This is a genomic window from Tumebacillus amylolyticus, from assembly GCF_016722965.1.
GTDB lineage: Bacteria > Bacillota > Bacilli > Tumebacillales > Tumebacillaceae > Tumebacillus > Tumebacillus amylolyticus.
In genome coordinates this window covers 837,553-849,733 of record NZ_JAEQNB010000001.1, presented here as the reverse complement: position 1 = coordinate 849,733, position 12,181 = coordinate 837,553, and the positions used below count along the sequence as shown (strand labels likewise).

The following is a 12,181-nucleotide window of genomic DNA, read 5'->3' as shown; positions in this document are numbered from 1 at the left end:
CACCATGAGCCTCACCATCCAAAAATTGACGCCCGCATTGGCAGAGTCGTTTTTCCACTTTTTCGACAACGTGGCGTTCACAGACAACCCGCGTTGGTCCTCGTGTTATTGCTACTTCTACAGCCAGAGTTGGGCAGAGGGCGAGTGGGAGACCCGCACGGCGGCCGACAACCGTCAAGCCTGCTCGAAGTGGATGGACGCAGAAGGTCTGAACGGCTTCCTCGCATTTCTGAACGGCGAACCGGTCGGCTGGTGTCATGCGAACGACAAAGCCAACCTCTCGCTCGGCTACCTCCCCGAGGAGATCGCCAAGCCCGATCCTGAGCACCGCACGGCGAGCATCGCGTGCTTCATCGTCTCGCCGGAGCACCGTCGCCAAGGCATCGCCACGCAGATTTTGCACGCGGCCTTCGAGCAGTTGAAACAGGACGGCTTCACCTACCTCGAAGCTTACCCGCGCCACGAAGAAGACGGCACCATCCAAGAGCACTACCACGGCCATCCCGCGATGTACTTCGAAGCCGGGTTTGAAACTCTGCACGAGTTGGGAGACTTCGATGTCCTGCGCAAGACCCTGTAAACGAAAAAAAAGACCCTGCACGCAACACGCGCGTGTCAGGGTCTCTTTTCTTGAGTTGTGGTGCGTCTCTGCCAGAGGAGATACAGCCAATAGCCGAGCGCCGCTCCCAACGTGTTCAGCATGACATCGTCGATGTCCGCTTCCCGAGCTCCGGTCAAGTATTGCAGAAACTCGATGCCCACGGAGAGGAGCAGACCCGCGCCTGTTGTTTTGACGAAACTTTGGAATCGACGTCCCCCTAACAGAGGCAGGAAAAAGCCCAACGGGGCGAACATCACGACATTGCCGCCCAAATTCATGACGGCGACAATCGGGCGGTAGAGCAACCACTTCATCTCCACAAACGGAATCAGGTTCACATGCCGCAGCGTGGAGACCCGAATCGTAAGCGGGAAAAACGTCACGTACGCAACGCCCAACCCGTATAAGAAAAACAAGTTCACCCACAACTCCCGCCCTACGTCGTGGTACTTGTTGCGCCTCCAGAAGATCCAGAGCACCAAAGCCGGAAGCAAAAACGTCGGATAGTCGATTCGAATCACGAGCTTCGGACACTCCCTCCAAGTTTGTACCGCTTAGTATACCACGATTGGGAAGAGTCGAGCTTTATGAAAAAAAAGAACTCTTCGCAATCTGCGAAGAGTTCTTCGTTTTCTAAGGTGCCGTCGGGAACGAGCCGAGATCCGTAACGTCAGCCTCACCAGCCACAGTCCATTGCGAGCTGTCATAGGTCGTCTCGCCGTGTGTGGTGGAGGTGTTGCGCTTCAACGTTTGGTGCGGAGTGTACAAGATCGTATCGACCAGCACTCCGTCAATGTACAGGGAGACAGGGAATGCGTCCAACGTTTCGATGTCGAATCCGAAGGAGGCAAGGATGAAGTTCGGGGCGTTCTCATATTGATCACCCAACGCATCGGCGAACACCATCGTCCCGCCTGCCGGGATTTCGGTAGGCACGGAAGAAGGTGCGAAGCCAGGGATGCCACCACCACCGCCGCTGCCCGGCGTGTATTCACCGCCGTCCCAGACGAGTCGGATCGAGTCAAAGGAAATCGGAGCATTCGTCGGGTTGTAGATTTCAAACGCTTGGTTGAAATCTGCGCCCCAGTTCGCTTCCGAGATGAATGCCGACTTGGTCACAGCCGGATTAACCGTCACGGTGAAGGTCAACGTCGCCGGTGCATTCCCATTCACTTCGTCGCTGGCCGTCAACGTAAACGTGGCTGTGCCTGCGCCAACCGGAGTGATGCTCAATTGGCCGCTGTCAGAGACCGTTGCCGTCGCGATTTCCGGGTGGTCCGAATTCACTTGATAATGCAGAACGTCTTGGTCCTCGTCTTGGAAGTAACCTGCAACTTCAATCGCATCTACCGTGTCGCCGAGGGTGTAGGTTTGATCAGCCAGTGAACCGACGGTGGTCGGCGCGTGGTTCGCTGCCGGAGCTTCGTTGATCGTCAAGATGAACTTCGTTTCTGCAGTATGTCCGTGCCCGTCATCTGCTGTTACAGAGACTTTCGTGGTGCCCGCTGCAATCGGAGTGATCGACAGCAAATTCGTTTGCGCATCGATGGAAAGAGTCGCAACTCCTGCCACTTCCGTATCAGCCGTCAGCGTCAGATCATCGCCGTCCGCATCTGCAAACAGACCTGCAACCGAAATCGGAGCAATGGTATCGCCAAACATGATGGTTTTGTCAACCAACGATCCGACAACCGTCGGTGCCACGTTGGACGGGGTCGCAGCGTTGACCGTCAGCGTGAACGTCATGTCGACCGGGTCATTGTGACCGTCGTTCGCATGGATGGTAATCGTCGCCGTGCCGTCTGCGAGCGGGTTGAGAATCAAGTTGTTCTGCGCGTCAATCGTCGGATTCACAACCGACAGATTGTCCGAATCAACCGTCAAAGTCAGGTCGTCTTCGTCATCTTGGAAAGCGGTCGCCAGCGAAATCGGAGCGATACCCTCGCCGAACGTAACCGTTTGGTTCGCAATTTGGTTTGCGATGGTCGGAGCGTTGTTGACAGGCGGGGTCACCGGATTTTTTACCGTTACGGTGAATTTCGTCTGCACAGAAGCCCCTGACGTGTCTTTGGCGGTGATGGTGATCGTCGCCGTCCCTGCTTGGTGCGGATAGAGATGCAGAGCGACGCCCGTCAACTCAAATCCAACGGTATCTGCGTCAGAAGTCGAGACTTCGTAGGTCAACTTGTCATGATCCGGGTCGGAGAACACTTGGCTCAGCGGGATCGCGTTCAAGTCGTCGCCCAGTGTGACTTCAATCGGTTCTACAGACTGATCGACCACCGGTTTATGATTGACAGGGGTCGGAGCAGGCGTCGGCTTGGGCTCCGGTTTCGGCGGCTCGTGATCGTTGACTTTGCCGATTTGTCCGACGACGTCCGTGTAATTCGAGATCACTTTGGAGGGGTCGGTGTTGTCCGGCAGGGTGAGCTTGTCAATTTTCACGTCCTTGCCAAGGCTGAGGGATGCTTTGTCGTTGCTTACGAGAAGTTCGCCGACTTTGCCCTTGCCTTGCAGATCAACCGCATGGTCTGCCTTGACGTTCAACTTGTTTACGTTGGCATCAACTTTCACAGACTTGGCTGCACCGTCCAGCACCAGCTCTGAAATCGAAGCCGTTCCCGTAATCGCCACGTGGTCGCCCGAGATCGTCAGCGGGCCGTTCAGCGTAGCTCCTCCCAAGTCGAGGTTCAGCGGATGGTCTGCGTCGCCGCTTTGTACAATCGACATCTCGCCGAGTTGATTGATCCCGCGGGTCATCGTATCGAATTGAATCTTCGCCCCCGTCAAAGCCGCTGCGTTGTTCTCGCTGAGCAGTTTCTTGAGAGAGCCCGTCGCCAAGTACGGAACGCCGTCAATCGTCACGAGATCTCCGCTGACCGAATTGATCGTCGCCGTTTTCTGCTTCGGTTGGAAGAGGTCGAGCAAGACGTCGACGATGTCTTGACGTTGCACGTTGCCTTGCGGGTTGAACGCAGCTCCGTCGGTCGGAACCAGTTTGAGACGCAGAGCCGAATCTACATAGTCTTGCGCCCAGCCGCTGACTTGTCCGTTGTCAGAGACAGACCCTGCGGTCCCGCCTTGGATCTTCAAACCGTCCATCACACGAACCAATACGGTCGCCAGTTCTTCACGAGTAATCGAATCGCTCGGACGGAACTTGTGGTCCTCGTCCCCCGCCATCAGTCCGGCCGCTTGCATCGCTTGGATATACGTTTGTCCGTACAAATTGCTCGACACATCTGCAAAAGAACCGTCCTTGCCCGGTTGCAATTTCAGAGCACGAGAGATCAGCACCGCCAACTCTTCGCGGGTCACCGAATCGGTCGGGCGGAACTGCCCGTTCGGATCGCCGGAGATCAGGCCGAGTTCAGCCGCTTGTTGAATCGCTTCTTGCTTGTTGACTTTCGCCTGCTGCAAGTCCCCAAAAGTCGCCCCCGTGCTTGCATGTGCAGATGTATATGCATTCGGTGCCACCGCTGTCGTCAGAACAATCGTCGTGATCAACCACTTTTTCCAATGCTTATTCAACCCGTACCCCTCCGCTACACATCTATTGTTTTAACCTAATAAACGATGCTACTAACTACCATTATAGGGTAGTTGCGGATTGGCTTCAATTAGAATAAATGCAGAATTGAGGCAAATATGTTCAGGTATTTACTGGGACTTGTTAAAAAAAGAGTCATTCAGAAAAAAACCTCGCTACGAAGTCCGGAGCGAGGTTTTTTTTCTGGAGATTTGGCTTGCGGTGTAGAGGAGGATGAACACGACCATGACCAAAGTGGCGAGACGGTACATCATCGCATACCCCGTGTTCATCGCGATCGTTCCGAGCAACAGGGCTCCGAGCGCCACGCCGAGGTCGATGGAGTTGAAGTACATCCCGTTTGCCATCCCGCGTTGTTCCGGAGTGACGACTTTGATCATCCACGCTTGGAAGGACGGTTGCAAGATGCCAAGACCTGCGCCGAAAAGCAGAGCGGCGGCGGCGAGCATCCCCAGACCTGTGGAGTAAGACACAATCAGCAGTCCGGCGATGACGAGCAAGGCACCGGGGAGCATCAGCACACCGTGGCCTTTTTTATCAAAAATCTTGCCTGACAGCGGACGAACCAACACGACCGACACGGCGTTGACGAGGAAAAACACCCCGACGTTCGCAATGCCCACTTCCTTGCCGAACAGCGCCATGAAACTCAACAGACCGCCGTAGACGATGGAGAGTAAAAAGTTCAAGAGAAACGGCAGCAGAATTTTGCGGTCGAACAATTTGCTCGACTCAGGAGTTGCGGGTGCGACTTCGGCCGGTTGACGGAGCTGGGATCTGACGAGGAACAGCATCGGCAGAATCAAAGCGAGCATCACCGTCGCCCCCGTGACCAGCGAACCAAAACCGCTTGCCAACAACGAGAGGCCGATCGACGGCCCGAGTGACATCGCAAGCGACGTGGAGAGACCGTAGTAGCCCATACCTTCGCCCATGCGTTTGAGCGGGACGACGTTTGAAGTCATCGTCGGGAACGTCGTGCTCGCCATCCCAAACCCGGCTCCGTAGAAGACGCGCATGAGGAGAAACATCGCGAGCGTTCCGCACCAAGCATAGCCCAGGGTGGCAAGCAAAGCGACACTCAATCCGAGGAACAGCACGAGATTGCGCTTGCCTCGTTGCAACGCTTTGCCCGCGATCAGACGGGTGATGATGGCGGAGAGAGCAAACAACGTCGTGACGAGAGACGCCATCACGTCGCTTGCGTGGAAGACTCCTTTGACATACGACGGCAACGCGGGCAAGACCATTTGCAAGTTCATGAACAGCAGCAAGTTGCAAAGTGTGAGGACGATGAAGGGAGAAGTCCAGAGTTTTTCTGCGGTGTGTTTGGTTTCTATGGTAGTTTCATTCAAGCGGTATCACCCTATTCTTTCTCATGTTTTTCTACGTTCTGTCTGATTTGGGACAGGCATTGTGTGAACAGATCGAGGTGTACCGGGTCGATGCCCTGCACGGCGTCGGCGATGACTTGCGCTTCGATGGGCGCGGTTAGTTCAACCAGCGCTTTTCCTTTGTCGGTTGCGAAAACGAGAAAAGCGCGGCGGTCGGACGGGCTCATTTGTTTTTCGATGAGGTCTTTTTTGCCGAGGGCTTCGAGGATGCGGGCCGTGGTGGGTTGATCCTTGGCGGCGCGCAGGGAGAGTTCCTTTTGGTTGAGACCGTCATACTCGCAGACGCGAAACAAAACCGAAAACTGCTCCGGCGTGATGTCGTACTCCCGCAGGCGCAAGGTGAGCAATTGGGTGATTTTCCGATACGTTTGAGAGATGAGGAAGCCGATCGATGCATCCATAGTTGGAGTCGCTCCTTTTACTTGTCACAACAATTATATGCCTAACATATATTTCGGGTCAAGAAAAAAAGAGTCCGCCCATGCGTAGTGGGCTTGGACTCTTTTATCGTGTGATGTTGACGAGTTTGGCATCCGTCGCGCGGGAAAGGTCTGTGCCGCTGAGGAAGATTTGCAGACCGCGTTTGCCGGCGGAGATGGAGAGGACGTCGAGCTCTTGCGCGGCTGCTTCGAGGTAGAACGGATAGCGTTTCTTCACGCCCAAGGGCGAAACGCCGCCGCGAATGTATCCGGTGAGACCTTGGATGTCCTTGACGGGGACCATCTCGACTTTTTTGTTGCCGGAGACGCTCGCGAGGGCTTTCAAATCGAGCTCGCCGTTGCCCGGAATGCAACACATGACCACCCCGGTCTTGTCCCCGCGCAGAACCAGCGTCTTGTACACCTGCTCCGGAGGCAATCCTACTTTGTGCGCCACGGTCACCGCATCGAGTTCGTCTTCGTTCACCGTGTATTCATGCAACGTATAGCGAATCTTCATCGTGTCCAAAATCCGGCACGCCGTCGTTTTCATGGAGGATCTTCCTTTCGAGGTATGTTACAATATGTAACTCACAAGAATATCATTCTGTGTAGAGTATTCTACCGCTCCCCCTTTAAGCCCTTCGCAACCCTCTAGTTAAACCTAGCAATATATTGTTTTACTATATAACTCCATCGTACAATACACTCAGGAGGTGTCCCTCATGACGATTGTTTATAGTGCTTTTGCCAATTCGAGAATGAGACTTCTAAACGAGGTAGATCAACGTGCAGTTCGCGACGTCGTGTATGAAATGGAACTGGGCTTGCCAGCGGAACAGATTTCCACCTCTTCTGCCCGCACGGGGACGGTTCTGGATCAGCCCGAAAAAATCACAGTTCACCTCAATGGCTACTACCTGTGTTTTCGAAAAGAACCCTGCGGATACAATTTCCTATCAATTGTAAAAGAGGATGAGGTCGTTGCAGTCTAATACCCAACAACATGCGAACCGATATACAAAAATCACATTGGATATAGACGCACTCGACACCCAAATCAAACAGTACGAGCAATTGCTTATCAAAAACGAAGGCGGGGTGTTGCATGAACAAGTCGACATCTTGCCTTTTTTCAAAAGATCGGCTCCACTTCTGTCCTGCTTAATCCCTTCATGGAACTCCTGGGCCACCGGGCCCTATTTATATAGATTCGAACTGCCTCTTTACGGGCAGATGAGGCCTGATCTTACCGTTCTCAATGGAGATACGATCTATTTTATAGAATTCGAAGACGCGTTGCCCTCCAGTATTTTTTCTGGCAAAAAACTAGAACGTGACTTCGCTGACCGCTACAATCATGGATTCAGCCAAATCACCGACTGGTTCTGGCGTGTGGAATACATGAATCCCACCGACAAAAACGCATGGTTCGGTCAGTTCCAAAACCTAAAGCTCAAGGGAATTCTCGTCATCGGTCGAGACCGATTTATTCAGGACTCCAACGAACTCGCCCGATTGCAATGGAGAAGCAATCGAGTTCTCGTAGATTCAAAAGCAATCGAAGTTGTTACCTATGACACCTTGCTCACTTCTTTCAAAGGGTACCAAGCAGGCATCCTCGACGCAGCCGCAATGCGCTCTCAAGTCCAAAAAACCTAAGGGTGCGGAACGCATCAAGCAAAAAGGAGACTCCCCGAATCGTTCGTGGGAGTCTCCTTTTTTAATACACGCTCTTGCGCACCACAAAGTCCGCTGCCAGCATCGGCCAGATGCCGGGGTCTTCCATGCCGAGTCGCCACAACGCCAAGCCCCGCACGCCGAGACGGTCTGCGAGATTGACTTTGGCGCGGATGCTCGCGGCGTTTTCGAACCAGACTTCGTGCTTGTCGCCCTTGGCATCGGTGTAGCGGAACATCGGGGTCTGCGTTTTTTCGTCAAAGATGATGTCTTGGTCGTATTTCTTCGCGAGGTCCATCGCCATGCCGTACGTGACGTACGTGTTGCGCTTGGCGGTCAGGTTGAAGTCGAAACCGAACACCGAGACCGCCGCCGTGACTTTGTGCGCAGGCATCTTGGTCCTGGCGTAGCGCAAGACCGTTTCCATCCAGCCGATCGAAACCACCGGCCCCGGTCCGCTGCCCGGCCAGCCGTGCTCGTTGTACAGCATCGCGACGAACTCGTCGGCCGATTCGCCGATCACCGCATAGTCAAACGGTGCGGAGAACGGGTTCGTCGGCTGATCGGACGAGCGCGACGGCGTGGAGACGACGAAGTACAGCTTCTGCGCGTGCATGGCACGCCCCATTTCTCGGTAGAAATCCGAGAGCTTGAAGCGGTCTTCGTAATGCACATCTTCAAAGTCGATATGCGCCCCGTCAAAGCCGTAGCGCCGCACGACTTCAATCACATGGTTGATAAAAGCGGCGCGGGTCTGCGGCGTGGCGAGCATCGCGCGGATGACGTCTTTGTTGACGTTCTGGTTGCCGCGTTCGTAGAGCAGGTTGTGGATGATCGGGAGCATCCGAATGTTGTGTCGATGCCCAAACTGCACCACTTCGCGCATGTAGTCGTCGGTGAATTCGTAGAACTTCTCGACCTCCGTCGACTTCTCTCGGTCGATGCGGAAATGGAACATCGCAATGTCTGACATCTGCGCTACGTTTTTTCGGAAATCTGCATCCGAACTCGGAAGCGTCGGCCCTTCCCGCTCGGTGAAGAACCCGAGAATCTCCGTCAACGGTTTTTCTCCCCCGTGCGGGACGAGCGTCACGAATTCGCGGGAGATCCACCCGATGCGATTGTTCCACAAACGAACTTGCAGCCACTCGCTGTCTCCCCCGGTGACAGGCAACCGCGCCCCGCGGTCCATCTGGGCCATCACAATTCCCTTCACGCCCGGCACGTTGTGAATGTTCACATGGTCTCCGGTGACGACCGCTTCGGTATAGACGGGAATCTTCAATTTCTGCCCGACATCCAAGTTCATGGAACTCAGTCGATTCAAGCGGATGATTCCTTCGGGTGTTGTATGGTATTTCTGAGCGAGGGCGAACAGATTGTCTCCTGATTTGACGGTGTAAGTGATAGGCTCACGCATAGTCAATTCGGACACACTCCTTTCGAAATAGTCTCTGTGCCTAGACTATTCTCCGGGCTCCTCTCTTGCGATAAAAAAAGCGACATTCCTCGCGAGGAGGAATGTCGCTTTTTTTTTTCTAATACAGCATCCGCCACAGATAGAACGTCGCGTAGGCTTTCCACTCGCCCCAGCCTTCCGACAGGTCGAGGAGTTCTTGCCGAGTCGGCTTGGAGTCGAGATGGAGGACGTGCTTGATGGCGTTGTGCAAACCGACATCCTCAAGGGGAAAAGCGGCGGGGAGACGCAGACAGCGCATGATCACATAATGCGCGGTCCACGGTCCGATTCCGCGAATTTTCACGAGCTCTTTTTCAATGGCACGGAGGTTGTCGAGTTGGTGGAGGTGTTGTTTGGAGAGCGTGCCTTGGGACATCAGATGGGCGACGCCGATGACGTACTCCGCTTTTTTCGTTGTGAATTGCAAGTCGCGAAGTGCGTCAACCGTCAAATCTGCCACATCGGCCGGCCTTGGAAAAAGCCAATACGTCCGCCCCTCCCACTCGACTTTGCGCCCGTAGGTCTCCACGAAACGCCGCTTGAGCGTGTAGGCAAACGCCAAGTTGATCTGCTGGCCCAGGATCGCCCAACACAGCGCTTCAAACAAATCCGGCACGCCGACGATCCGCAGCCCGTAGTGTTCCTGCACGACCTCGCGCAGAACAGGGTCGTCCTCCGCGAGATCGTAGAACGGTTGCAGGTCACGATCCAGATCAAACCACTCTCGTACATACTGAGCGGTCTGCTCTCGCAGCTCCGGTTCGTTTGGGTTCTTATGTAAAAAGCGGACGAGCAGCCCGGAGTCTGTCGCGCTGTGGCTCACTTCCACCAGCACGTCCTCAGACTCCAGCGGCAACAGTTTGTACACCTTCTCCTCCTCCACATGAAACAAACACTCGTTCGTCGAACGGGTCAGGTACCCAAGAACGGCGGAAAAACGAAATTCCGGCGGTGTCGGGAGCACGAGATGCGTGTGATGATCCTGCCAATGAAGAGTCGTCACAGGGGTTCCTCCTTTGACATTTTTACACAATTCAAACGATAATAGATAAAAAAAGGAGGAGCATATATGAAACTCATTTCAAAATCCATGTTCCGGTTCTGCGCTGTCCTGCTCGCCCTACCGCTTGTGACGCCGACGATCCACTCGGCCTCTGCCAACACGTATTCCGTGCCGAAGTTGCTGATTACCGAGGTGACGCCCGACAGCAAAACGGTAGGCGGCGGGACCGGTACGCCGGATGCGTTTGAGTTTGTAGAACTCTACAATACCACTTCTTCGACGATCAATCTGAAAAACTACCGCATCCTCTACGAAACTCCGACCCAATACGAATGGACGATCACCACCGACAAGTACATCGCGCCCAAAAGCACGTTCATCGTCTGGATCAAATCGGATTCCAGCGCGACGCTCGCCGATTTCAACGCCAACTACGGGACGAGTTTGACGTCCAGCCAAGTCTTCGAAGTCTCGGCGGCCGGCATGGCGAACACCGCTTCGCGCACGCTCTCCATCGCCGCGTCCGACAACGTCAAAATCTCCACGGCCTCCTACGATCCCGAGAACGTCGCCGAAAACATCGGCATCCCGTACCTCTACCCGACCGACGGCACCAACACGATGCGCCTGCTCTCGACCGATGCAAGCAAAGCGTCCCCCGGCTCCGTCTTCGCGGGCCAAGTTCCGCCGTCTGCGTGGGACGATGTCGACCCCGCGACGCCGACAGGAGTGACCGCGAAACCGGGCAGCGGGCAAGTCACTCTGTCTTGGAATGCCAACACCGAATCGGACCTCGCGTTCTACCGCGTGTACGTGGACGGCGTTCACTACCATACCTACCGCAAAGAAACGCGATCCGCCGTCATCACCGGCCTGAATCCCGAGGAAGACCACACCTTCGAAGTCACCGCCGTTGACACCTCCAACAACGCATCCTTGAAAAAAGCGATCAACTCCGCTGCGCTGTCGATCGCCATCACGCAACAATCGGTCGTCGGCACACCCTCCGGCAGTTTCCCGGAGTACACGACGTTCTTCAGCAAAGCGACGGCAGGCCCGATCATTCCGGCGCTCGCCCAAGACTTGACTCCGCAAGGGATGACCTACGTCGCGTCGAAAAACTGGTTCCTCGTCTCCCACTATCGCGAAGACGGCGGCTCCTCGATGATCTCCGTCATTGACGCAAGCACGAACAAACTTCTCAAATCGATGACCCTCTACAACGCAGACAAAACCCCGAGCACCGGACATGTCGGCGGCATCTCGGCAACGGCAACCGACGTCTGGGTGACGGTCGGCTCTTCGATGGCACGCATTCCGCTCACAGACATCGTAAACGTCGCCAACCGTGACCGCGTCTACATCGCAGACAAATTCCCGAGTGTCACCAAAGCCTCTTTTTCCACGGCGGCGAACAACATCCTCTGGGTCGGGGAGTTCTACGAAGACCCGGACTATCTGACCGACACGACGCATTACAAAACCACGCGCACCGGCACGGCGCACCATGCTTGGATGGCGGGCTACAAACTCGACCCGACCACGGGCAAACTCCCGGCGGGCAAATACAGCGGAGGTTCCACTCCGGTTACGCCTGACTACATCCTCTCGATTGCGGATGATATCCAAGGCGCGACGGTGATGTCGGACGGACGTTTCATCTTGAGCACTTCCTACGGCAGAACGAACGACTCGGACCTCTATGTCTATCAAAACGTGCTGAGCCAGTCGCCCCACTACTACTCGACGGTCAACGGCACCTCCGTCCCGTCCTACTTCCTCGACCACAATTCTTGCACCACCGCCCTGACCGCTCCGCCGATGACCGAAGGGCTCGCCAACATGAGCGGCTCTCTCTACGTGCTGTTCGAATCGGGAGCGAGCTCCTACACGTCGGGCGGGAAGTATCCGATTGACAACATCTACAAAGTCAACGTCACCGGCCTCTAAGACCCTGTCCATTCAAAAAAAGACCCGTCCTCCGACAGCAGGAGGCGGGTCTTTTTTTCTATACAGAATTTGCGAAGTTGTGTCATAATAAATAGAGTTTATTTAGATAAAAGGTGGCGTTGAAA

General features: G+C 54.9%; 11 protein-coding genes. 4 read left to right on the top strand and 7 right to left on the bottom strand.

The window, feature by feature from the left end; genetic code table 11:
- Positions 1-4: 4 nt before the first annotated feature.
- Positions 5-580, top strand: coding sequence for a GNAT family N-acetyltransferase (locus tag JJB07_RS03935; RefSeq protein ID WP_201631293.1), 576 nt, complete (start codon positions 5-7; stop codon positions 578-580).
- Positions 581-615: 35 nt separating this feature from the next.
- On the opposite strand, the gene JJB07_RS03930 is transcribed toward JJB07_RS03935, so the two are convergent.
- The 5 genes from JJB07_RS03930 to ybaK all read right to left on the bottom strand — a co-directional run bounded on the left by JJB07_RS03930 (position 616) and on the right by ybaK (position 6,517).
- Positions 616-1,122, bottom strand: coding sequence for a VanZ family protein (locus tag JJB07_RS03930; RefSeq protein ID WP_201631292.1), 507 nt, complete (start codon positions 1,120-1,122; stop codon positions 616-618).
- Positions 1,123-1,234: 112 nt separating this feature from the next.
- Positions 1,235-4,132, bottom strand: coding sequence for an S-layer homology domain-containing protein (locus JJB07_RS03925; RefSeq protein WP_201631290.1), 2,898 nt, complete (start codon positions 4,130-4,132; stop codon positions 1,235-1,237).
- A 174-nt stretch (positions 4,133-4,306) separates the two neighbouring features.
- On the bottom strand, positions 4,307-5,506 hold the full coding sequence (locus tag JJB07_RS03920; protein WP_236587594.1) for an MFS transporter: 1,200 nt from the start codon (positions 5,504-5,506) through the stop codon (positions 4,307-4,309).
- Positions 5,507-5,517: 11 nt separating this feature from the next.
- On the bottom strand, positions 5,518-5,946 hold the full coding sequence (locus JJB07_RS03915) for a MarR family winged helix-turn-helix transcriptional regulator (RefSeq protein WP_201631288.1): 429 nt from the start codon (positions 5,944-5,946) through the stop codon (positions 5,518-5,520).
- Between the two features lie 103 nt (positions 5,947-6,049).
- Positions 6,050-6,517 carry a Cys-tRNA(Pro) deacylase gene (gene ybaK / locus JJB07_RS03910; RefSeq protein WP_201631286.1) on the bottom strand — a complete coding sequence of 156 codons (468 nt, stop codon included), beginning with the start codon at positions 6,515-6,517 and terminating at the stop codon, positions 6,050-6,052.
- Positions 6,518-6,689: 172 nt separating this feature from the next.
- On the opposite strand from ybaK, the gene JJB07_RS03905 reads away from it, so the two are divergent.
- A complete protein-coding gene (locus JJB07_RS03905) occupies positions 6,690-6,959 on the top strand; it encodes a hypothetical protein (RefSeq protein ID WP_201631284.1) in 270 nt (89 codons plus the stop codon).
- A complete protein-coding gene (locus JJB07_RS03900; RefSeq protein ID WP_201631283.1) occupies positions 6,949-7,626 on the top strand; it encodes a Shedu anti-phage system protein SduA domain-containing protein in 678 nt (225 codons plus the stop codon). The genes JJB07_RS03905 and JJB07_RS03900 overlap by 11 nt, the downstream gene beginning before the upstream one ends.
- A 61-nt stretch (positions 7,627-7,687) precedes the next feature.
- Here JJB07_RS03900 and JJB07_RS03895 read toward each other — a convergent pair whose 3' ends face one another.
- Both JJB07_RS03895 and JJB07_RS03890 read right to left on the bottom strand, forming a co-directional pair.
- Positions 7,688-9,064: a glycosyl hydrolase family 18 protein gene (locus tag JJB07_RS03895; RefSeq protein ID WP_201632717.1), complete on the bottom strand. Its 1,377-nt coding sequence runs from the start codon at positions 9,062-9,064 to the stop codon at positions 7,688-7,690.
- 118 nt (positions 9,065-9,182) lie between these two features.
- Positions 9,183-10,106 (bottom strand): DNA glycosylase, encoded by a 924-nt coding sequence (locus JJB07_RS03890; RefSeq protein ID WP_201631281.1) that lies wholly within the window; start codon positions 10,104-10,106, stop codon positions 9,183-9,185.
- A 66-nt stretch (positions 10,107-10,172) separates the two neighbouring features.
- On the opposite strand from JJB07_RS03890, the gene JJB07_RS03885 reads away from it, so the two are divergent.
- Positions 10,173-12,056, top strand: coding sequence for a lamin tail domain-containing protein (locus JJB07_RS03885; protein WP_201631279.1), 1,884 nt, complete (start codon positions 10,173-10,175; stop codon positions 12,054-12,056).
- The last annotated feature ends 125 nt before the right edge of the window (positions 12,057-12,181 follow it).